A 22,758-nucleotide genomic window follows, 5' to 3' on the forward strand; every position below is an offset into this window, starting at 1 on the left:
GTTCTCGAGCGACCTAGACCATCAAGGAGTTGCACCTCTCGTGGCGAAGAAAGAAGGCGGAAACGCCCAGCCCGTCGATCCCAGTGTGCTCGAGGCATCTGCCCTCGACGCCGCGGCGAAAGAGGCGGAGAAGGCGTTCGCCGACGCGCGGGATCTCGACGAACTGACGTCGGTGAAGATCGAGCACATCGGCAACCGTGCTCCTCTCGCCCTGGCGCAGCGCGCACTCGGGTCGATCCCGGGAGATCTGAAAGCGGAGGCGGGCAAGCGCGTCAAGGTTGCCCGCGATCGCGTGCAGAAGGCATTCGACGCGCGCCGCGAGGTCCTGTTGGCCGAGCGCGACGCCGCGATCCTCGTCGCCGAGACGATCGACGTGACCTTGCCGTCGAACCGCCGTCCCGTCGGTGCTCGCCACCCGATCACGATCATCGCCGACCAGGTCGCCGATGTGTTCGTCGGAATGGGGTGGGAGGTCGAGGAAGGCCCGGAGGTCGAGGCCGAGCACTTCAACTTCGACGCCCTCAACTTCCTGCCCGATCATCCCGCGCGCACGATGCAGGACACCTTCCACATCGCGCCCGAGGGGTCGCGTCAGGTCCTGCGTACGCACACCTCGCCGGTTCAGGTGCGGTCGATGCTGTCGCGTGAGGTTCCGATCTACATCGTGTGCCCGGGCCGTACATTCCGTACCGACGAACTCGACTCGACGCACACGCCGGTGTTCCATCAGGTCGAGGGTCTGGCGATCGACAAGGGTCTGACGATGGCCAACCTGCGCGGCACGCTCGACGCGTTCGCACGGGCACTGTTCGGCGAGGAGACTCGGACGCGCATGCGCCCGAACTACTTCCCGTTCACCGAGCCGTCCGCCGAGGTCGACGTCTGGTTCCCGAAGAAGAAGGGCGGCCCGGGCTGGGTCGAGTGGGGCGGCTGCGGCATGGTCAATCCGAAGGTGTTGCAGGCCAGTGGAATCGACCCCAAGGTGTACTCGGGCTTCGCGTTCGGCATGGGCTTGGAGCGGACGCTGCAGTTCCGCAACGACATTCCCGACATGCGCGACATCGTCGAAGGCGACATTCGCTTCACGATGCCGTTCGGCGTCGGCGCCTGACCTTCATTCCTGCATCAGACACGTAGAGAGAGCTGAACGCACCGTGCGAGTTCCACATTCCTGGTTGACCGAGGTTCTGCAGCGATCCACGCCGCAGTGGCAAGTGACTCCCGAGGAGCTCGACGAGGGCTTCGTCCGGGTCGGGTTCGAAGTGGAGGAACTCGATTCCCTCGACACCGTCACCGGTCCGCTCGTCGTCGGACGCGTGACGTCGATCGAGGAACTGACCGAGTTCAAGAAGCCGATCCGCTTCTGCCACGTCGATGTCGGCAACGACGAGCCGCAGGAAATCGTTTGTGGAGCACGGAATTTCGCTGAGGGCGACCTGATCGTGGCGGCCCTACCGGGCAGCGTGTTGCCGGGCGGCTTCGCGATCGCGGCGCGCAAGACGTACGGCAAGACGTCCAACGGCATGATCTGTTCGACGGCCGAACTGGGCCTCGGCAGGGACTCGTCGGGCATCCTGGTTCTGCCGGAGGGTACCGCCGCGCCTGGTGACGACGCGAAAGTCGTTCTCGGGATGGATGATTCGGTCATCGAATTGAACGTCACGCCGGACCGCGGTTACGCGTTCTCGGTGCGCGGCCTCGCCCGCGAACTCGCGAGCAGCTTCGATCTCGATTACGCCGACCCCGCCGCAGGACCGGTGCAGAACAACGAGGGCGACACCTGGCCCACGACGGTCGAACCCGAGTCCGGCGCGTCCAGGTTCGCGTTGCGCAAGGTCAGCGGGATCGACCCGAAGGCGGTCACGCCGTGGTGGATGCAGCGCAGGCTGCTCCTCGCCGGGATCCGGCCGATCTCTGCCGCCGTCGACGTCACGAACTACGTTCTGCACGAGCTGGGCCAGCCACTCCACGCGTTCGACGCGGCGAAGCTGACCGGCGGAATCGTCGTCCGCCGCGCGAAGGCGGGGGAGAAGCTGACGACGCTCGACGACGTCGAACGCACGCTCGACGCGGAAGACGTCGTCATCGCCGACGACTCCGGCGCAATCTCGCTCGCGGGTGTGATGGGTGGCGCGTCGACCGAGGTGGGCGACGACACCGTCGACGTCATTCTCGAAGCCGCGACGTTCGATCCGCTCGCGGTGTTCCGCACCGGTCGTCGTCACAAGCTGTCGAGTGAAGCGAGCAAGCGCTTCGAGCGCACGGTCGACTCCGCCCTGCCGGTGGCAGCGCTGGATCGAGCCGCTCAGCTGCTCGTCGAGATCGCAGGCGGTCACGTCGAGCCCGTCCTGACCGACATCGGATCGGTGCACACGTTCCCGGCTGTCCGGATCGACATCGATCTGCCGGACCGGGTCGCGGGCGTCACCTACCCCAACGGGGTCGCGGCGCGTCGCCTGACCCAGATCGGTTGTGACGTCGAGGTCGGTGTCAGCGACAGTGGACACGGCGAGCTCGTCGTGACGCCGCCGAGCTGGCGTCCCGACCTGCAGCAGCCGGCCGACCTCGTCGAAGAGGTCCTGCGTCTCGAGGGTCTGGAGCAGATCCCGTCCGTGCTGCCGGCTGCACCGGCCGGGCGTGGGCTGACCGCGACGCAGAAGCGGAAGAGAGCCGTCGGAAAGTCCCTCGCTTTCGCGGGGTACGTCGAGGTGCTCCCGACGGTCTTCCTGCCCACCGGTGTGTTCGACATCTGGGGCCTGCCTGCCGACGATGCTCGTCGTCGGACGACGTCGGTGCTCAATCCTCTCGAGGCCGACCGCCCCGAGCTCGCGACGACGATCCTGCCGGGGTTGCTGGAAATTTTGGCGCGCAACGTGTCCCGCGGTCAGCGCGACCTGTTGCTGTTCGGAATCGCCCAGGTCGTTCTGCCCGGCGACGACACCGCCGCGGTCGAGGCTCTGGCCGTCCACACGCGTCCGAGCGACGAAGAGATCGACCGACTGCGCGCGTCGTTGCCCGCACAGCCGGTGCATGTCGGCGTCGTGCTGTCCGGACAGCGTGAGCCGTCGGGCCCGTGGGGCCAGGGGCGTGCCGCGGAGGCGTCGGACGCGTTCGACGCGGCGCGCACGGTCGCGGCGGCTGCGGGCGCCGACATCGAGTTGCGTGCTGCGCAGTACCTGCCGTGGCATCCGGGCCGTTGCGCCGAAATCCTCGTCGACGGTGTCGTCGTCGGGCACGCGGGTGAGCTGCATCCGGCAGTGCTCGAGCGAGCAGACCTACCGGCTCGCACGTGTGCCGTCGAGCTGAATCTCGATGCATTGCCGATCGTCGAGTCGCTGCCTGCACCGGTCGTGTCGCCGTTCCCGGCGGTCCTGCAGGACGTGGCAGTCGTCGTCGACAGATCGGTTCCTGCTGCCGACGTCGAATCGGCCCTTCGGACGGGTGCAGGCGAGTTGCTGGAGAGTCTTCGCCTGTTCGACGTCTTCGAAGGCGAACAGGTCGGCGAGAACCGGAAGTCGCTGGCCTTCGCACTCGTGTTCCGCAGCTCGGAAGGAACGTTGACGGAGGCGCAGGCGACGGAGGCGCGGGACGCCGCCGTGGCCGCTGCAGCGGCGGCAGTGGGCGCAGAACTTCGACGCTGACCCTCCCGGACTCGCGCCGAAGTACGTAGCGTGGAGGCATGAGCATTCACGGGGTGGAGGGCAGGTCCGACGTCGCGGTGTTACGGGAGGTCCTGGCCGCAGTGTCGGGCCGCCCGGCGCTTGCGCCGCTGCACGCGACCGCATCGGCACTGCTGGCCGATCTCGACACGGCGAGTTCGGACGACCCCTCGTCCGTTCCGCCCGGGGACATCCCGGACGTGGACATTCCGCACGTGACCAAGCCCAGAATCGACCAACCATTGGGTGATCCTCTGGGCGGCACACCGACCCAGCTTCCTCGGCAGACGATCATCGACGCCGAGTTGGTCGACGACAGCGCAATCGACGGGGCGATCGGCGGCGGCGTCAGCGCAGGCCTGTCCAATCACGAGTCACCGACCGGCTACACCGACCAGGGCGTTCCGACGTGGGACTCGGTTCGCGGCAAAGTGGAGGGCCGGTCGGCGATGGCCCTCGGCGCGGAGGAACTCGGTCAGAGCAGTCCGGCCGGCCGCTCTCTCGACGAGCAGTGGAACGACCGTGAAGAAGCGGGTCGCAAGAAGCTCGACGAGATCCGGCGGTCGATGAAGGCTCCTTCGGAGCACGTGCACAAGAATACTTAGCGGGCTCTGTAGTTTCGTGCACATGGGACGGCCCGACCCCAGTCATGAATGAGCTTGCATGATGATGCATAATCAATCGTATGAACGCTCGGATTGATGACGTGGAGACCTCTCCGCTGCGGATCGCCGTCGCGGGGGCAAGCGGATATGCAGGTGGCGAGATTCTGCGCCTGCTGCTCGGACACCCAGGGGTGGCGTCGGGTCGCCTCGTGATCGGTTCGCTCACCGCAGGTGGAAACGCCGGCTCGGCGCTCGGTGAGTTCCATCCGCACCTGCTCCCGCTCGCCGATCGATTCCTCACGGAAACCACCATCGACGAGCTGTCCGGCCACGACGTCGTCTTCCTCGGGCTTCCGCACGGCAAGTCGGGGGAGATCGCCCAGCAGCTGCCGGAGTCCGTCGTGATCATCGATTGTGGCGCCGACTTCCGCCTGTCCGACGCGTCCGCGTGGGAGAAGTACTACAAGTCGGCTCATGCCGGTACCTGGCCGTACGGTCTGCCCGAACTGCCCGGTCATCGTGAGAAGCTCGTCGGCGCGACGCGCATTGCCGTGCCCGGCTGCTATCCGACGGTCTCGTCTCTTGCTCTTGCTCCGGCAGTTGCGGCCGGCATCGTCGAACCGCGCGTCAACGTCGTCGCGGTCAGCGGAGCATCGGGTGCGGGTCGCGCCCCGAAAGCGGACCTGCTGGGCGCGGAGATCATGGGGTCGGTGCGGGCATACGCCGTTGCGGGCGCACACCGGCACACGCCGGAGATCGCGCAGAACTTGTCCGCGTTGTCGCCGGAGCCGGTGACGGTGTCGTTCACTCCCGTTCTCGCGCCGATGCCGCGCGGCATTCTCGCCACCTGCACCGCGGTGACGACGGCGACGCAGGAGCAGGCCACCGAGGTCTACGAAAAGGCGTACGCTGCAGAGCCTTTCGTTCATGTACTCGGCGCAGGTCGCCTACCGCAGACCGGTGCGGTGATCGGGTCGAACGCCGTGCAGATGAGTGTGTCCGTCGACGAGGACGCAGGTCTGCTCGTCGTGGTCGCCGCCGTCGACAACCTGACCAAGGGGACCGCAGGCGCCGCGATCCAATCGATGAATCTTGCCTTGGGCATCCCCGAGACCGATGGTCTCTCGACAGTTGGAGTCGCACCGTGAGCAGCGCCACCGAGGCACAGGCATTGTCTGGCAAGCTCGTTCGCAGTCAGGGCGTCACCGCGCCCGCCGGGTTCCGCGGTGCGGGTATCGCGGCCGGGATCAAGGCGAACGGCAAGCCCGACTTGGCGCTGGTGTTCAACGAGGGCCCGGACACCACCGCGGCAGGTGTCTTCACGCAGAACAAGGTGAAGGCTGCACCCGTGCTGTGGTCGCAGCAGGTACTGCAGACCGGCAAGCTTCGTGCTGTCGTTCTCAATTCCGGTGGCGCCAACGCGTGTACGGGCGCGCCGGGGTTTCAGGACACGCATCGCACTGCGGAGGAAGTCGCAGGTGCACTGAGCAATTGGGGTACGGAGACGGGTGCCGTCGAGGTCGCGGTCTGCTCGACGGGTCTGATCGGTGACCGTTTGCCGATGGACAAGCTGATTCCCGGCGTCACCGAAGTCGTGCACGAACTCGCGGGAGGAATCTCCGGCGGGACCGACGCGGCATACGCCATCATGACGACCGACACCGTCCCCAAGCAGGCCGCCTTCCACCACACCGACAAATGGAACGTGGGCGGTATGGCCAAGGGCGCAGGCATGCTCGCTCCGTCGCTCGCCACGATGCTCAGTGTCGTCACCACCGACGCCGTCGCCACCGCACAGCAGTTGGACGAGGCGTTGCGCAACGCGACGAGACTGTCGTACGACCGCCTCGACGTCGACGGCGCCACGTCGACCAACGACACCGTGCTGCTGCTCGCGTCCGGTGCCAGTGGCGTGACGCCGACCCAGGACGAACTGAACGCCGCTGTCCTGGCCGTCTGCGACGACCTCGCCGATCAGATGATGGCCGATGCCGAGGGTGTCACGAAGCGGGTGAAGGTCACGGTGTCCGGCGCCGCGTCCGAGGACGATGCGTTGATCGGTGCACGTACCGTCGCACGCGACAGCCTCGTCAAGACCGCGCTGTTCGGGTCCGACCCCAACTGGGGCCGTGTGCTCGCGGCCATCGGCATCGCGCCGATCGAGCTGAACCCCGATCGAATCTCGGTGTCCTTCAACGGCAGTCCCGTCTGCGTCGACGGCGTCGGCGCGCCCGGTGCCAGGGACGTCGACCTGTCCGGCGAGGACATCGAGGTCGTCATCGACCTCGGAATCGGTGACAGCTCGGTCACCATTCGAACGACGGATCTGTCGCACGCGTACGTCGAAGAGAACTCGGCGTACTCGTCATGACCGCACCCGAACTGTCGGCGTCGCAGAAGGCGCACACACTCGCCGGAGCACTGCCGTGGCTGCAGCGGTTCCACGGCAAGATCGTCGTCGTCAAGTACGGCGGCAACGCCATGGTCGACGACGAGCTCAAACGCGCGTTCGCCGAGGACATGGTGTTCTTGCGCACCACCGGTATTCAGCCGGTCGTCGTGCACGGAGGCGGCCCGCAGATCACGGCCATGCTGTCCAAGCTCGGTATGACCGGTGAATTCCGCGGCGGCTTCCGCGTCACGACGCCCGAGGTCATGGACGTCGTGCGCATGGTCCTGTTCGGTCAGGTGGGCCGAGAACTCGTGGGGCTGATCAACAGTCACGGCCCGTACGCCGTCGGAATCTCGGGCGAGGACGCGCACCTGTTCACCGCATCCAAGCGCGAGGTGATGGTCGACGGCGTTCTCACCGACATCGGTCTTGTCGGCGACGTCACGTCCGTCAACCCCGACGCGGTACTCGATCTCGTTGCGGCAGGGCGCATTCCGGTGGTCTCGACCATCGCACCCGACGCGGACGGCGTCGTGCACAACATCAATGCCGACACCGCGGCTGCCGCACTTGCCGAGGCGATCGGCGCGGAGAAACTCGTCGTGCTCACCGATGTCGAAGGGCTGTACACCGATTGGCCGGATCGGTCGTCGTTGACGTCCGAGATCGACCCCGACGCGTTGGCCGCGCTGCTGCCGTCTCTCGACGCGGGGATGGTCCCGAAGATGGAAGCATGCTTGCGCGCCGTCCTCGGGGGTGTGCCGTCCGCGCACGTCATCGATGGACGTGTGCCGCATTCGGTGCTCGTCGAACTGTTCACGGGTGAAGGCATCGGCACCATGGTGGCCAAGCTGCCCGTATCCGACTCGAACACTACTGTCACAGGGGGCCTTTCATGAGTGATCACGGGACAGCAGACCTCCAGACCCGGTGGTCGAATTCGCTGATGGACAACTACGGTGTTCCTCGCGTCGCGCTGGTGCGCGGTCAGGGAGCCGTCGTGACCGACGCCGACGGCAAGGACTATCTCGACCTGCTGGCCGGCATCGCTGTCAATATTCTCGGACATGCACATCCGGCCGTCGTCGATGCGGTGACCACACAGCTTTCGACGCTCGGTCACACGTCGAACCTTTACGCGACCGAACCCGGTATCGCTCTCGCCGAACAGTTGCTGTCGCACCTCGGTGCGGGCACCCACGGCCGAGTGTTCCTGTGCAACTCGGGAACCGAGGCCAACGAGGCCGCGTTCAAGATCGCACGTCTGACCGGGCGTCCGAAGATCATCGCCGCGCAGAAGGCGTTCCACGGCCGCACGATGGGTGCGCTGGCGCTCACGGGCCAGCCGGACAAGCGTGCACCGTTCGAACCGATGCCTGCCGGTGTGCACCACGTGCCGTACGGCGACGTCGCCGCACTCGAAGCAGCCGTCGACTCGGATACCGCCGCGGTGTTCCTCGAGCCGATCATGGGCGAGGGTGGCGTCGTCGTCCCGCCGGAGGGTTATCTTCTTGCCGCGCGGAAAATCACGGCACGCCACGGTGCGCTGCTGATCCTCGACGAGGTGCAGACGGGTATCGGCCGGACCGGATGGTTCTACGCGCATCAGGCCGTCGGCATCGTGCCGGACGTCATCACCCTCGCGAAAGGACTCGGCGGCGGTCTGCCGATCGGAGCCTGCATCGGCATCGGCGAAGCAGGCAACCTGCTGCATCCCGGCAAGCACGGCACGACGTTCGGCGGAAACCCGGTATGCGCGTCGGCGGCTCTCGCGGTTCTGAAGACCATCGCCGACGAGGATCTCGTGTCCCACGCCGATCGACTCGGCAAGGTCATCACGCATTCCATCGAAGAACTGAACCACCCGCTGGTCGATCACGTACGGGGCGCAGGCCTGCTACTCGGCGTCGTGCTGACTCGAGCCGTCGCGCCCAAGGCCGAAGCCGCAGCGCGTGACGCCGGGTTCCTGATCAACGCCGCACAGCCCGACGTTCTACGCCTGGCCCCGCCCCTCGTTCTCACCGAGGAGCAGGCGGCGACGTTCGTGACGGCCCTGCCCGCAATTCTCGACACAGCCCAGGAAACGGAATAACCATGGCACTGAGGAACTTTCTGCGTGACGACGACCTGACCCCGCAGGAGCAGGGCGAAGTTCTCGCGCTCGCCGCCGAGATCAAGCGTGCACCGTTCTCGAAGCGACCGCTCGAAGGACCGAAGGGCGTCGGCGTCATCTTCGAGAAGAACTCGACCCGGACGCGGTTCTCGTTCGAGATCGGTATCGCGCAGCTCGGCGGTCACGCGGTCGTCGTCGACGGCCAGAGCACGCAGCTCGGACGCGAGGAGACGCTGCAGGACACGGGCCGTGTCCTGTCGCGGTACGTCGACGCGATCGTCTGGCGCACGTTCGGCCAGAAGCGCCTCGAGCAGATGGCGACCGGATCGACGGTTCCGATCGTCAACGCGCTGTCCAACGAGTTCCACCCGTGCCAGGTGCTCGCGGATCTGCAGACACTCGTCGAGCAGAAGGGGAACCTGAAGGGGCTAGAGCTGGCGTACTTCGGCGACGGCGCCAACAACATGGCGCACTCGCTGATGCTGGGCGGTGTCACCGCGGGCATCAACGTGACCATCGCTGCACCGAAGGCGTTCGCGCCGCTGGGTGACGTCGTCGACGCGGCGCGTGCGCGTGCAGAGCAGACCGGCGCCACCATCACGATCACCGAGGACCCCCACGAAGCTGCGGCCGGCGCCGACGCGCTCGTCACCGACACGTGGACGTCGATGGGTCAGGAGAACGACGGCCTCGACCGCGTCGCGCCGTTCCGGCCGTACCGGATCGACACCGATCTGCTGACCAAGGCGAAGTCCGACGCCGTCGTTCTGCACTGCCTGCCTGCGCACCGCGGCGAGGAGATCACCGACGAGGTACTCGACGGCCCGCAGAGCGTCGTGCTCGACGAAGCCGAGAACCGTTTGCACGCTCAGAAGGCACTTCTGGTGTGGCTGCTCGAGCAGGCGCGACGACCGTGAGCGAGGGGGTGTCGTCGACGCCGCTGACGGCATCGACCCGGGCAGGCAGGCAGGCGCGGATCGTGACTCTGCTGGCGACGAACCAGGTCAGAAGCCAGCCGGAGCTCGCGTCGCTGCTGGCGGCCGAGGGTATCGACGTCACCCAGGCCACGTTGTCGCGAGATCTCGACGAACTCGGCGCGGTGAAACTGCGCGCCGCGGACGGCGGGGTCGGCGTCTACGTGGTGCCCGAGGACGGCAGCCCCGTCCGCGGCGTGTCGGGCGGTACCGACCGCCTGACGCGGCTGCTCGGGGAGCTGCTCGTCTCGACCGATTCGAGCGGAAACCAAGCAGTCCTGCGCACACCCCCTGGCGCGGCGCACTATCTCGCTAGCGCGCTCGACCGGGCGTCGCTGAGGGAGGTTGTCGGGACGATCGCCGGGGATGACACGATCTTCATGATCGCGCGCGAGCCCACGACCGGCAGCGAGCTCGCGGACAAGATAGAGAAACTGGCCCGACGCGGGGAGTGAACACCCCCGTCGACGGCACAACGACAGACCTACACAAGAGCTAGTTAAGGAGCGCACACACCATGGCCGAACGCGTCATTCTCGCCTACTCGGGGGGATTGGACACCTCCGTCGCCATCAGCTGGATCGGCAAGGAGACCGGCAAAGAGGTCGTCGCCGTCGCCATCGACCTCGGTCAGGGCGGCGAGGACATGGAGGTCGTGCGCCAGCGTGCGATCGATTGTGGCGCAGTCGAAGCCGTCGTCGTCGATGCTCGCAACGAGTTCGCCGACGAGTACTGCTTGCCGACCATCCAGAACAACGCTCTCTACATGGATCGCTACCCGCTGGTGTCGGCCATCAGCCGTCCGCTGATCGTCAAGCACCTCGTCGAGAACGCGCGTGCGCACGGCGGAACCGTCGTCGCGCACGGCTGCACCGGCAAGGGTAACGACCAGGTCCGGTTCGAGGTCGGCTTCAACACCCTCGCACCCGAGCTCGACGTCCTCGCTCCGGTCCGCGACTACGCGTGGACTCGTGAGAAGGCCATCGCGTTCGCCGAAGAGAACAAGATCCCGATCAACGTCAGCAAGAAGTCGCCGTTCTCCATCGACCAGAACGTCTGGGGTCGTGCCGTGGAGACCGGGTTCCTCGAGGACCTGTGGAACGCGCCGACCAAGGACGTCTACGACTACACGCAGGATCCGACGGCCAATTGGACGGCTCCCGACGAGCTGATCATCGGCTTCGACAAGGGTCGTCCGGTCAGCATCGACGGCCGTCCCGTCTCGGTGCTGGAAGCCATCCAGGAGCTCAACACCCGCGCAGGCGCTCAGGGTGTCGGTCGTCTCGATGTCGTCGAGGACCGTCTCGTCGGCATCAAGAGCCGCGAGATCTACGAGGCACCGGGCGCGATGGTGCTCATCCGCGCGCACGAGGAGCTCGAGCACGTCACCCTCGAGCGCGAGCTCGGACGCTACAAGCGCCACACCGACCAGAAGTGGGCCGAGCTGGTCTACGACGGTCTCTGGTACTCCCCGCTCAAGGGTGCGCTCGACACGTTCAACACCCACACCCAGGAGCACGTGTCCGGCGAGATCCGACTCACGCTGCACGCGGGCACGATCAACGTCAACGGTCGTCGCAGCGGCGAGTCGCTGTACGACTTCAACCTCGCGACGTACGACGAGGGCGACACGTTCGACCAGTCGTCGGCCAAGGGCTTCGTGCAGCTGCACGGCCTCTCCTCGAAGATCGCCGCCAAGCGGGATCTGGGCTTGTGAGCCAGAAGACCAACGAAGGGTCTCTGTGGGGCGGGCGTTTCGCGTCCGGCCCCGCGGAGGCCATGGCGGCGCTGAGCAAGTCGACGCATTTCGATTGGGTGTTGGCGCCCTACGACATTCGCGCGTCGATGGCACACGCGCGGGTGTTGCACGGTGCCGGTCTGCTCACCGCAGAAGACCTCGAGACGATGCTCGACGGTTTGGCGCGCCTCGCCGCCGATGTCGCCTCGGGTGAGTTCGTCGCCGCCGAGTCCGACGAGGACGTGCACGGTGCGCTCGAACGCGGGCTCATCGACCGCGTCGGACCCGAGGTCGGCGGGCGGTTGCGTGCAGGCCGGTCGCGGAACGACCAGGTGGCGACGTTGTTCCGGATGTGGTTGCGCGACGCGGTCCGTCGTGTGTCGGCGGGCGTGCTCGATGTCGTCGACGCGTTGACGACGCAGGCGGCTTCGCATCCGAGTGCCGTCATGCCGGGCAAGACGCATTCGCAGGCCGCCCAGCCGGTTCTGCTGGCGCATCACTTGTTGGCACACACGCACCCGCTGCTGCGCGACGTCCAGCGTTTCCAGGACTTCGACAAACGAGCTGCGGTGTCTCCGTACGGTTCCGGCGCTCTGGCAGGTTCGTCGCTCGGACTGAACCCCGAGCAGATCGCCGCCGAACTCGGATTCGACTCGTCGGCCGAGAACTCGATCGATGCCACGTCGTCGCGTGACTTCGCGGCCGAGGCTGCGTTCGTGCTCGCGATGACGGCCGTCGACCTGTCGCGGCTCGCCGAGGAGATCGTGTCCTGGAGTACGCCCGAATACGGTTACGTCACGCTCGCGGACGCGTGGTCCACCGGCAGTTCGATCATGCCGCAGAAGAAGAATCCCGACGTCGCGGAATTGACGCGTGGCAAGACGGGACGACTCATCGGAAACGTCACCGGGCTGTTGGCGACGCTGAAAGCGCAGCCGCTCGCGTACAACCGGGATCTGCAGGAGGACAAGGAGCCTGTCTTCGACTCCGTCGCGCAACTGGAGTTGTTGTTGCCTGCCCTCGCGGGACTGGTGTCGACGCTGACGTTCGACGTCGATCGCATGGCCGAATTGGCGCCTGCCGGCTACACGTTGGCGACCGACATCGCCGAATGGATGGTCCGGCAGGGAACGCCGTTCCGAATCGCGCACGAGGCAGCCGGGGCATGCGTCAGGGCCGCCGAGGCTCGTGGCGTCGGCCTCGACGAGCTGACCGACGAGGAGTTGGCGTCGATCGACTCGTCGCTGACGCCTGCCGTTCGTGAGGTTCTCACCGTCGAGGGATCGATTTCTTCACGGGATTCGCGGGGCGGCACGGCTGCGGTTCAGGTCGCGTCACAATTGGGCGGCGTTCGATCGTCGGCCGAGCAACTTCGGACGTGGGCCCGGACAGCACTCGTCACGGACTGACACAAAAAGTCACGCACGCCGGAATTCGATGCGGTCGGTGTGAGAAGCTTCAACCTACGAAGGTGGGTGGGCGGTCGGGTCGCCGAGTCGAACGCAGGAGTTGTTGTGGTGGGACTGAATGCAGATGCGTTTCGTGAGCCGTTGCGGCGTGCGATCGCCACTGCACAGAACGGTCTGGAGGTCATCCGGCTCGGTGGCCTCGAGACCGAAGTCGATCCGTCGCCGTTCAAGGTCGTCGACCGGGACGCGATGTATCGATTGCGTCGATACTTCCCGGAGGACGCCGACCAGGAGTCGAAGCCTCCGGTAGTCCTCGTGCCGCCGATGATGGTGTCCGCGGACGTCTACGACGTCACCACCGACCAAGGCGCCGCGGGCATCCTGCACAGCATGGGTCTCGACCCGTGGGTCGTCGACTTCGGATCTCCCGACACCGAGGAAGGCGGCTGGGGGCGCACGCTCGCCGATCACGTCGTGGCGATCAGTGAGGTCGTCGACAAGGTGCACGCACTCACCGGTCGCGACGTGCATCTCAGCGGCTACTCGCAGGGCGGCATGTTCTGTTACCAGGCGGCCGCGTACCGGGGCGGCAAGAATTTGGCCAGTCTGATCACGTTCGGCGCTCCTGTCGACACGTTGGCGGCGTTGCCGTTGGGCATTCCGGCCGGGGTTGCCACCCGGGGAGCCGAGTTCCTCGCCGACCATGTCTTCACGCGCCTTGCGGTGTCGGGATGGATGGCGCGCACGGGTTTTCAGTTGTTGGACCCGGCGAAGACGGTGCGTTCGCGACTCGATTTCCTGCGGCAGTTGCACGACCGCGACGCTCTGCTGCCGCGAGAGCCGCAACGACGCTTCCTGGCCTTGGACGGGTGGGTTGCGTGGTCGGGGCCGGCGGTGGCTGAACTGCTCAAGCAGTTCGTCGTGCACAACCGCATGATGACGGGCGGATTCGTCATCAAGGATCGTCTGCTGACGCTTGCCGACCTGACGGTGCCGGTGCTCGCATTCGTCGGTGAGGTCGACGACATCGGTCAGCCTCTTGCCGTCCGAGGCATCAAGCGCGCGGCCCCGCGGGCCGAGATCTACGAAACCACGCTCCGGGCAGGGCATTTCGGGCTCGTGGTGGGCAGCACCGCGGCGTCGCAGACCTGGCCGACGACGGGGGAGTGGATCCGCTGGAGGGAAGGGCTGGGCGAGCAGCCCGACACCGTGTTCGAGATGAGTTACGACGAGCACGCCGATACCGACAGTGGTGTCTCGGTGAGCAACCGGCTGATCCACACGGCCGCATCGATCGCCGAAGTGGGGGTCGGCGTCGGGAAAGGTTTGGCGGCTGCGGCCACCGGCGCGGTGCGGGGCACGCGCGAGATTTCGACCGAGGCGGTTCGCACGCTGCCGCGACTGGCTCGGCTCGGTCAGATGCAGCCGCACACGACCGTCTCGCTCGGACGCCTGCTCGCGGAACAGGGACGCAGGTCTCCCGCGGGCGAATGCTTCCTGTTCGACGACCGTGTGCACACCTATCAGGCGGTCAACGTCCGGATCGACAACGTGGTTCGAGGGCTCATCGTCTCGGGTGTTCGCCCGTCGGCGCGCGTCGGTGTGCTGATGGAGACGCGACCCAGCGCGCTGGCGGCCGTCGCTGCGCTGTCCCGTATCGGCGCCGTCGCGGTCATGCTGCCTCCGGGCGGGGACCTCGACAGTGCGCTGCGTGTGGTCGACGTCGACATCGTCATCTCGGATCCGGAAAACCTCAAGTCCGCAACACTTCTCGCCGTCAACGTCTTGGTTCTCGGCGGCGGCGACGAGCGCGAGTTGGATATTCCCGACGGCGCCGACGTCACCGATCTCGAGGCCATCGATCCCGATTCGGTGCGGCTCCCCGCATGGTTCGAGCCGGATCCAGGACGTGCCCGCGAATTGGCCGTCGTGTTGTTCACGGCGACCGATCGCGGATTGGAGCCGCGCTTCATCACCAATCATCGATGGGCGTTGTCGGCGTACGGAACTGCGACGGCTGCCGCGCTCGGTGCCGGCGACACCGTGTATTGCCTTGCACCGCTGCACCATTCGGCGGGCCTTCTCGTCAGCGTGGGCGGCGCGCTTGCGGGCGGGTCGCGTATCGCTCTGTCGCGCGGGCTCGATTCCACGCGTTTCGCCAGTGAGGTGGCCCGCTACGGCGTGACGGTCATCAGTTACACGTGGGCGATGATGCAGACGATTCTCGACGACGACGACCTCGAACTCGGCCGTAATCACCCGGTCCGTCTGTTCATCGGATCCGGCATGCCCGTGAATCTGTGGAAGCGCACGCTGCACCTGTTCTCGCCGGCTAGGGTCCTCGAGTTCTACGCGTCGACCGAGAACGACGTCATTCTGGCGAACGTCGGGGGCGCGAAGATAGGTTCGAAGGGCAGGCCGCTGCCGGGCAGCGCCCGCGTCGAACTCGCTGCTTACGACCCGATGACCGGCCGCCTCGAAGAGGACGAGAACGGGTTCGTCCGCGTGTGCCGCGACGACGAGATCGGATTGCTACTCGGTCGACCGAACAGCGAGGGCGAGGTCACCAGCCCGCTCATGCGGGGGGTGTTCCAACCGGGTGACTCGTGGGTGCCGACGGAGAATCTGTTCCGGCGTGACGCGGACGGCGACTACTGGCTCGTCGATCGCAAGGACACCGTCGTGAGAGCCGCACGCGGGCCCGTGTACACGCAGCCGATCATCGACGCGTTCGGCGAGGTGGACGACGTGGAATCGGTCGTCGTGTACGGCATCGAAGCGCCGGAGTCCGCGGGGGCGCCGCGACGGTGGGATTACGGCGTCGACGAAATCGCGGTGTGCGCGGTGTCGACGCGTGGACACACGTCGCTGTCGGCGCGCATCGTCACCGACGCGATGGCCGTGCTGCTGCCGTCCGGGCGGCCGGACATCGTGCACATCGTCGACGACATCCCCCTCGGCAGGGCCTACCGGCCGCGCGCCTCCGACCTGCAGAAACTCGGACTACCCGCGCCGAGCGCGAGGTCATGGTTCTACGACGCCGACCAGGGCACGTATCGACGGCTCACCAAGGCAGTCGTCGCCGAGCGGTTCACGAAATCCGACGACGTGGACGACAGGTAGCCCGTTCGGCACGCGTGCTCGGTTCGGTAGTTTGAACGGACGGACTTCTCACGGGAAGTCGTGAACCTGCGAGAAAAAGGACTTCAGTGGCAATCGATCAGAACCTCCTCGGCATCCTTGCCTGCCCGGTGGACAAGGGCCCGCTCCTGCTGGTGGAGGACGAGTTGCTCTACAACCCGCGGTTGCGTCGGGCGTACCCGATCGAGAACGGAATTCCGGTTCTGTTGGTCGACGAGGCTCGTGACGTCGACGACGCCGAGCACGAGTCGATCCTGAGCCGAGCTCGATCGGCGTAGTTCACCAGCACTCAGTCGGGGAGCGGGCCCGTCAGATAGCGCTGCAGCGTCGGCCCGACGACGGCCACGAGACGATCGGCAGGCATCGACGCGATGGGTTCGAGTTCGAGGATGTGCCGGGTGAGCAGCAATCCGGCCATCTGCGACGCGACGAGACCAACGCGTTCGAGCCCGGAACCGGCAGGTACGTCGACGCGAACCGCGGTGTCTCGCAACGCAATCTGCAACAGGAAGCTGCTGATCAAGCTCGTGTCGCCACTCGCGATCATCGACCGAAACGCAGCGACGATTCCCTGACCGTTCTCCGAGTCCCAGACGCCGAGAATCGTTCTCGCGAGCGTCGGGCCGAGGACGTCGATGTCTGCTGCGAGTATCGGCTTCAATGTCTCGTCCGGGTCGACCGGCAGTGCGACGGCCGCGACGAACAGGTCACGCTTGGTCCCGAAGTAGTGGTGGACGAGCGCGGAATCCACCCCGGCGTCCGACGCGATCGACCGGACCGAAGCCCTGTCGAATCCCGCTTCCGCGAAGCGCCGACGCGCGACCGTCAGGATTGCGTCCTTCGTGCCGGACCGGCCCGGGCGTCGGCCGGAACGTGCAGGTGGGGCGGTGTCCGTCACGGAGTCCGCCGCCGAAGCGTCGCGGCGCCCGCGCACAAGGCGACGAGGGTGAAACCGGCGACCACAGCGATGTCGACGCCCATCCGCCCGGTGAAGGCGGGATTCGCGGAGATTTCCTGTAGTGCATCCACGGCGTAGCTGAGCGGAAGCACGTTGCTGATCGCGTGCAGCCAGTCCGGCATCTGCTCGCGCGGAACCAACAGACCGCACAGGAACAGTTGGGGAACGACCACGACGGGCATGAACTGCACGGCCTGAAATTCGGTGCGGGCGAAGGCGCTGCACAGCAATCCGAGGGCGACGCCCAGAACTGCGTTGAGCACCGCGATGAGCAACACCCAGGCAACCGGACCCGCCGTCGTCAAACCGAGCAGCCCGAACGACACCGCGCACGCCAGGAGGGCCTGCAGGACCGCGGCGACAGAGAACGCGGTGGCGTAGCTCGCCAACAGATCCAATTTCGACATCGGTGTCGTGAGCAGCCGCTCGAGCGTGCCGGAACTGCGCTCACGTTGCATCGCGATGGACGTGATCAGGAACATCACGACGAACGGAAGGATGCCGAGCATCGTGATCGCGATCCGATCGAACAGCGGCAGGGCGCCGGGTCGTACCGGTACGTCGTCGTAGAGGAAGTACAGCAGCGCCATCAACAGCGACGGGACGAAGAGAATCATCGCGACGGTCCGGCGATCCGAACGCAGCTGACGCAGAATGCGTCCGGTGCCCGCGGCGTAGATCTGTGCGGTCATGACGTCTTCTCCATGGTGTCGTGTGCCCGAACGAGGGAGAGAAAGGCGTGCTCGAGGGTCGATTCGCCCGTGGTGCGCAGCAGCTCGTCGGGCGTCGGTCGTCCGAGGACGGTTCCGTTGCGCATGAGGATCAACGTGCTGCAGTGCTCGGCTTCGTCCATGACGTGGCTCGACACCAGGATCGTCGTGCCGGCGGCGGCGATGTCGGTGAACCGTTCCCAGAGCTCGAAGCGCAGAACGGGATCGAGGCCGACCGTCGGCTCGTCGAGTATCAGCACCTCGGGTTCCGCGACGAGCGCGCTCGCCAGCGACACACGTGAGAGTTGCCCGCCGGACAAACCACCGCTGATCGACGACGCATGGTCACCGAGCCCGACGGTGTCGATCGCGGACTGGACCGCGGTGCTGCCGCGGCCGTACAGCGCGGCGAAGTACGCGATGTTGTCGCGAACGGTGAGATCCCGGTAGACGCTGGGCGCCTGAGTCACGTAGCCGACCTTCGACCGTAGTTGTTTCGCACCGGCAGGTGATCCCAACACGGTGACCGTTCCGCTCTCGACGATCTGGGTGCCCACGATCGAGCGCATCAACGTCGTCTTACCGCAGCCCGACGGGCCGAGAAGCCCGGTGATGGCACCTCGGGGTATCTCGAGGTCCACGCGATCGAGGACCGTCCGTTTGCCCCGCCGCACGGTCAGCTTGTCGACGACGATTGCCGGTCCGATGTCCGTCATGACGCCCTCCCTGAATTCACCATTCGATGATTTCACCCTGTGATGAATTATGACCCCACGGCCGATGCGAAGTCAACGGGCGGCAAGATGACTTCACGTGGATATCGCTGCTCTGACAGGACACCCGGTCGACGCAGCTCGGCATCTTCTCGGGGCGACGCTGGCTGCCAACGACGTGAGCATCGAGATCGTGGAGGTCGAGGCATACGGCGGCCCGGAGGGCGGCCCATGGCCCGATCCGGCTGCTCATTCGTACCGAGGTCCGACGCCGCGCAACGCCGTCATGTTCGGGAGCGCGGGAAGGCTCTACGTGTACCTGAGCTACGGCATGCACCTGTGCATGAACGTCACCTGCGGTCCCGACGGCGAGGCGGGCGCGGTCCTGCTGCGGGCCGGTGAGGTGACGCGGGGGGAGGGCGTCGCATTCTCGCGACGCGGCCCGCGAGCGCCGGAACACAAGTTGGCGAGCGGCCCGGGAAATCTGGGGTCGGCGCTCGCAATATCGTTGGCGGACAACGGAACCGATCTGTTCGACGCGGCGTCGCCGGTGAGGTTGTCGAAGCTCGGTGACGCACGCGCCATCCCTGACATCGCGTACGGCCCGCGCGTCGGGGTGAGTACCGGCGCAGACAGAGCGTGGCGGCTTTGGGACCCGAGTTCGCGGGCAGTGTCGGCATATCGACGCAGCCCTCGCGCGGTTCCCGGAGACTGACGGGCGGACCTCGGACGCACGAGCGGACGGAGATGCGGGAAGATCGACGGGTGAGTGAGAACATCATCGACGAACTGACCTGGCGCGGGTTGATCGCGCAGTCCACCGACCTGGACGAACTGAAGAAGGCGACGTCGGGGGAGCCGATCACTCTGTATGCGGGGTTCGACCCGACGGGCCCAAGTCTCCACGCCGGTCATCTCGTTCCGCTGCTGGCGTTGAAGCGGTTCCAGCGAGCAGGGCATCGTCCGATCGTCCTGGCCGGTGGTGCGACGGGTCTGATCGGCGATCCGCGCGACGTCGGCGAACGCACGATGAACTCTTCCGACACCGTGCGCGAGTGGGCCGACCGCATCCGCGGACAACTCGAACGCTTCGTGGAGTTCGGCGATCCGGCCACCGGTGCGATCGTGGAGAACAACCTGTCGTGGACGGGTGAGCTGACCGCGATCGACTTCCTGCGCGACATCGGCAAACACTTCTCGGTGAACGTCATGCTCGCTCGCGACACCGTCAAGACGCGTCTCGAAGCCGACGGCATGTCGTACACCGAGTTCAGCTACATGCTTCTGCAGGCAAACGACTACGTGCAGTTGCGCCGCAAGCACGGCTGCACGCTGCAGATCGGCGGCTCCGATCAGTGGGGCAACATCGTCGCCGGCGTCGAACTGAACCGCCGCACCGATGCAGAGTCGGTGCACGCGCTCACCGTCCCCCTGGTGACGTCCGCCGACGGCAAGAAGTTCGGCAAGTCGACCGGTGGCGGAAGCCTGTGGCTCGACCCCGAGATGACGAGTCCGTACGCCTGGTACCAGTACTTCGTGAACACCGGCGACGCCGATGTCGTGAAATACCTGCGGTGGTTCACGTTCCTCGGGCAGGAGGAGTTGGCAGAACTCGACGAGGCGACTCGCGAACGTCCTCATGCCCGTGAAGCCCAGAAGCGACTCGCGGCCGAGATGACGACGCTGGTACACGGAGCCGAGAACACCAAGGCCGTCGAATTGGCGAGCCAGGCGCTGTTCGGACGCGCCGAACTGCAGGAACTCGACGAATCGACCCTGGCAGCCGCTCTTCGCGAGACGTCGGTCTTCGACATGGGTGCGGGGGAGCCGTCGACGATCGTCGACCTGCTCGTCGGTACTGGCCTGTGCGAGAGCAAGGGTGCCGCCCGCCGCGCGGTGAAGGAAGGCGGCGCGTCCGTGAACAACGTGAAGATCCCCGACGAGGACTGGACGCCGTCGCCCGACGATTTCCTCCACGGAAAGTGGCTCGTCGTTCGACGAGGGAAGCGAAACTTCGCCGGCGTGCACCTGCGCTGAGGTAAGTTCGCCGGGGTGGCGCGAGTCACAAGCATGTGATTTCAGGTTCGGAGCGGGTATGTCGCTCCGGCTGGGGTCGCTACCTCGGCGTTTACCCCCCGGGTTGCAGGGCGACCTGGGAATTTGACGTGATGTTTTCCGCCGCGTAACTTTGTCCAAGTCAGAGCGACACGGACACCGACTCCGAGCCGAGAGGCCGGAGACAACGAGGTTGTACGGGTTACGCGATGATAATCCCGATCGTAACGAGTTCGCTTGTTCGTTCGGTGGGTCCGACAAAACGGCCGATTGACTCGGTCGGTTGGATCAGTTAGGCTGGAACGGTTGCCTCAGACGCCCCGGGATTCGATTCCCGAGGCCGGCGATGTGCGCGTGTTCTTTGAGAACTCAACAGTGTGTCGATGAATGTCAGTGCCGAATGTTTTTGGCGCTCATGCCTTTCGGGGTGTGGGTGTGACGTCTTCTTGCTTCATTCTTCCCGTCTGGGGTGAGGGGACATTTGTTTTGCTAGTTGAGTTTTTTTGCTAGTGATTTGGCTCTTTGGTTTTTGAACTGATTGCGTGGTTTTCGGACTGCGTGGTTGAGAGTCTTTTACGGAGAGTTTGATCCTGGCTCAGGACGAACGCTGGCGGCGTGCTTAACACATGCAAGTCGAGCGGTAAGGCCTTTCGGGGTACACGAGCGGCGAACGGGTGAGTAACACGTGGNTTTTTTTGCTAGTGATTTGGCTCTTTGGTTTTTGAACTGATTGCGTGGTTTTCGGACTGCGTGGTTGAGAGTCTTTTACGGAGAGTTTGATCCTGGCTCAGGACGAACGCTGGCGGCGTGCTTAACACATGCAAGTCGAGCGGTAAGGCCTTTCGGGGTACACGAGCGGCGAACGGGTGAGTAACACGTGGGTGATCTGCCCTGCACTCTGGGATAAGCCTGGGAAACTGGGTCTAATACCGGATATGACCATTCCATGCATGTGGGGTGGTGGAAAGATTTATCGGTGCAGGATGGGCCCGCGGCCTATCAGCTTGTTGGTGGGGTAATGGCCTACCAAGGCGACGACGGGTAGCCGACCTGAGAGGGTGACCGGCCACACTGGGACTGAGACACGGCCCAGACTCCTACGGGAGGCAGCAGTGGGGAATATTGCACAATGGGCGGAAGCCTGATGCAGCGACGCCGCGTGAGGGATGAAGGCCTTCGGGTTGTAAACCTCTTTCAGCAGGGACGAAGCGTGAGTGACGGTACCTGCAGAAGAAGCACCGGCTAACTACGTGCCAGCAGCCGCGGTAATACGTAGGGTGCGAGCGTTGTCCGGAATTACTGGGCGTAAAGAGTTCGTAGGCGGTTTGTCGCGTCGTTTGTGAAAACCCGGGGCTCAACTTCGGGCTTGCAGGCGATACGGGCAGACTTGAGTGTTTCAGGGGAGACTGGAATTCCTGGTGTAGCGGTGAAATGCGCAGATATCAGGAGGAACACCGGTGGCGAAGGCGGGTCTCTGGGAAACAACTGACGCTGAGGAACGAAAGCGTGGGTAGCAAACAGGATTAGATACCCTGGTAGTCCACGCCGTAAACGGTGGGCGCTAGGTGTGGGTTCCTTCCACGGGATCTGTGCCGTAGCTAACGCATTAAGCGCCCCGCCTGGGGAGTACGGCCGCAAGGCTAAAACTCAAAGGAATTGACGGGGGCCCGCACAAGCGGCGGAGCATGTGGATTAATTCGATGCAACGCGAAGAACCTTACCTGGGTTTGACATACACCAGACAGCTGTAGAGATACGGTTTCCCTTGTGGTTGGTGTACAGGTGGTGCATGGCTGTCGTCAGCTCGTGTCGTGAGATGTTGGGTTAAGTCCCGCAACGAGCGCAACCCTTGTCTTATGTTGCCAGCACGTGATGGTGGGGACTCGTAAGAGACTGCCGGGGTCAACTCGGAGGAAGGTGGGGACGACGTCAAGTCATCATGCCCCTTATGTCCAGGGCTTCACACATGCTACAATGGCCAGTACAGAGGGCTGCGAGACCGTGAGGTGGAGCGAATCCCTTAAAGCTGGTCTCAGTTCGGATCGGGGTCTGCAACTCGACCCCGTGAAGTCGGAGTCGCTAGTAATCGCAGATCAGCAACGCTGCGGTGAATACGTTCCCGGGCCTTGTACACACCGCCCGTCACGTCATGAAAGTCGGTAACACCCGAAGCCGGTGGCCTAACCCCTTGTGGGAGGGAGCCGTCGAAGGTGGGATCGGCGATTGGGACGAAGTCGTAACAAGGTAGCCGTACCGGAAGGTGCGGCTGGATCACCTCCTTTCTAAGGAGC

Annotated in this window: 18 protein-coding genes and 1 rRNA gene; 16 read left to right on the forward strand and 3 right to left on the reverse strand. The window is 65.3% G+C overall.

Annotation, left to right across the window (positions count from 1 at the left end):
* Positions 1–40: 40 nt before the first annotated feature.
* The 13 genes from pheS (at position 41) to A3K89_RS01660 (ending at position 16,309) form a co-directional block, all read left to right on the forward strand.
* Positions 41–1,111, forward strand: a complete 1,071-nt coding sequence (gene pheS, locus A3K89_RS01600) for a phenylalanine--tRNA ligase subunit alpha (protein ID WP_068420870.1) — start codon at positions 41–43, stop codon at positions 1,109–1,111.
* A 43-nt stretch (positions 1,112–1,154) separates the two neighbouring features.
* Positions 1,155–3,641, forward strand: a complete 2,487-nt coding sequence (gene pheT / locus A3K89_RS01605; RefSeq protein WP_068420872.1) for a phenylalanine--tRNA ligase subunit beta — start codon at positions 1,155–1,157, stop codon at positions 3,639–3,641.
* A gap of 38 nt (positions 3,642–3,679) precedes the next feature.
* A complete protein-coding gene (locus A3K89_RS01610) occupies positions 3,680–4,264 on the forward strand; it encodes a hypothetical protein (RefSeq protein ID WP_068420874.1) in 585 nt (194 codons plus the stop codon).
* A gap of 80 nt (positions 4,265–4,344) precedes the next feature.
* Positions 4,345–5,412: an N-acetyl-gamma-glutamyl-phosphate reductase gene (gene argC, locus A3K89_RS01615; protein ID WP_068420876.1), complete on the forward strand. Its 1,068-nt coding sequence runs from the start codon at positions 4,345–4,347 to the stop codon at positions 5,410–5,412.
* Entirely contained in the window at positions 5,409–6,635 is a 1,227-nt protein-coding gene (gene argJ, locus A3K89_RS01620) for a bifunctional glutamate N-acetyltransferase/amino-acid acetyltransferase ArgJ (protein ID WP_068420877.1), read from the forward strand. The genes argC and argJ overlap by 4 nt, the downstream gene beginning before the upstream one ends.
* Positions 6,632–7,555, forward strand: a complete 924-nt coding sequence (argB, locus tag A3K89_RS01625) for an acetylglutamate kinase (protein ID WP_068420878.1) — start codon at positions 6,632–6,634, stop codon at positions 7,553–7,555. Before argJ ends, argB begins: the two co-directional genes overlap by 4 nt.
* On the forward strand, positions 7,552–8,748 hold the full coding sequence (locus A3K89_RS01630; protein ID WP_068420879.1) for an acetylornithine transaminase: 1,197 nt from the start codon (positions 7,552–7,554) through the stop codon (positions 8,746–8,748). Before argB ends, A3K89_RS01630 begins: the two co-directional genes overlap by 4 nt.
* Positions 8,749–8,750: 2 nt before the next feature.
* Entirely contained in the window at positions 8,751–9,686 is a 936-nt protein-coding gene (argF, locus tag A3K89_RS01635) for an ornithine carbamoyltransferase (protein ID WP_068420880.1), read from the forward strand.
* Positions 9,683–10,198, forward strand: a complete 516-nt coding sequence (locus A3K89_RS01640) for an arginine repressor (protein WP_068420984.1) — start codon at positions 9,683–9,685, stop codon at positions 10,196–10,198. Before argF ends, A3K89_RS01640 begins: the two co-directional genes overlap by 4 nt.
* Positions 10,199–10,260: 62 nt before the next feature.
* A complete protein-coding gene (locus A3K89_RS01645; protein ID WP_068420882.1) occupies positions 10,261–11,460 on the forward strand; it encodes an argininosuccinate synthase in 1,200 nt (399 codons plus the stop codon).
* Positions 11,457–12,890, forward strand: a complete 1,434-nt coding sequence (gene argH, locus A3K89_RS01650; RefSeq protein WP_068420884.1) for an argininosuccinate lyase — start codon at positions 11,457–11,459, stop codon at positions 12,888–12,890. Before A3K89_RS01645 ends, argH begins: the two co-directional genes overlap by 4 nt.
* Before the next feature lie 105 nt (positions 12,891–12,995).
* A complete protein-coding gene (locus A3K89_RS01655; RefSeq protein ID WP_068420886.1) occupies positions 12,996–16,013 on the forward strand; it encodes an AMP-binding protein in 3,018 nt (1,005 codons plus the stop codon).
* 86 nt (positions 16,014–16,099) lie between these two features.
* Complete coding sequence (locus tag A3K89_RS01660) at positions 16,100–16,309, forward strand: Trm112 family protein (RefSeq protein ID WP_068420888.1); 210 nt, start codon at positions 16,100–16,102, stop codon at positions 16,307–16,309.
* Positions 16,310–16,320: 11 nt separating this feature from the next.
* Here A3K89_RS01660 and A3K89_RS01665 read toward each other — a convergent pair whose 3' ends face one another.
* From A3K89_RS01665 to A3K89_RS01675, 3 genes are read right to left on the reverse strand one after another with little or no spacing between them, the layout of a single operon-like run.
* Entirely contained in the window at positions 16,321–16,929 is a 609-nt protein-coding gene (locus A3K89_RS01665) for a TetR/AcrR family transcriptional regulator (protein ID WP_254303368.1), read from the reverse strand.
* A complete protein-coding gene (locus tag A3K89_RS01670; protein ID WP_068420892.1) occupies positions 16,926–17,681 on the reverse strand; it encodes an ABC transporter permease in 756 nt (251 codons plus the stop codon). Before A3K89_RS01670 ends, A3K89_RS01665 begins: the two co-directional genes overlap by 4 nt.
* The gene (locus A3K89_RS01675) at positions 17,678–18,415 is read right to left on the reverse strand and encodes an ABC transporter ATP-binding protein (protein ID WP_068420894.1); all 738 of its coding nucleotides are present in this window, start codon (positions 18,413–18,415) and stop codon (positions 17,678–17,680) included. Before A3K89_RS01675 ends, A3K89_RS01670 begins: the two co-directional genes overlap by 4 nt.
* A 97-nt stretch (positions 18,416–18,512) precedes the next feature.
* Here A3K89_RS01675 and A3K89_RS01680 point away from each other — a divergent pair, with 97 nt between their 5' ends.
* From A3K89_RS01680 to A3K89_RS01690, 3 genes are all read left to right on the forward strand, one after another.
* Entirely contained in the window at positions 18,513–19,127 is a 615-nt protein-coding gene (locus A3K89_RS01680) for a DNA-3-methyladenine glycosylase (RefSeq protein ID WP_068420896.1), read from the forward strand.
* A 50-nt stretch (positions 19,128–19,177) separates the two neighbouring features.
* Positions 19,178–20,449 carry a tyrosine--tRNA ligase gene (gene tyrS, locus A3K89_RS01685; RefSeq protein ID WP_068420898.1) on the forward strand — a complete coding sequence of 424 codons (1,272 nt, stop codon included), beginning with the start codon at positions 19,178–19,180 and terminating at the stop codon, positions 20,447–20,449.
* 782 nt (positions 20,450–21,231) lie between these two features.
* A 16S ribosomal RNA gene (locus A3K89_RS01690) occupies positions 21,232–22,749 on the forward strand.
* Positions 22,750–22,758 lie beyond the last annotated feature (9 nt).

It is taken from the genome of Rhodococcoides kyotonense, assembly GCF_001645385.1.
GTDB lineage: Bacteria > Actinomycetota > Actinomycetes > Mycobacteriales > Mycobacteriaceae > Rhodococcoides > Rhodococcoides kyotonensis_B.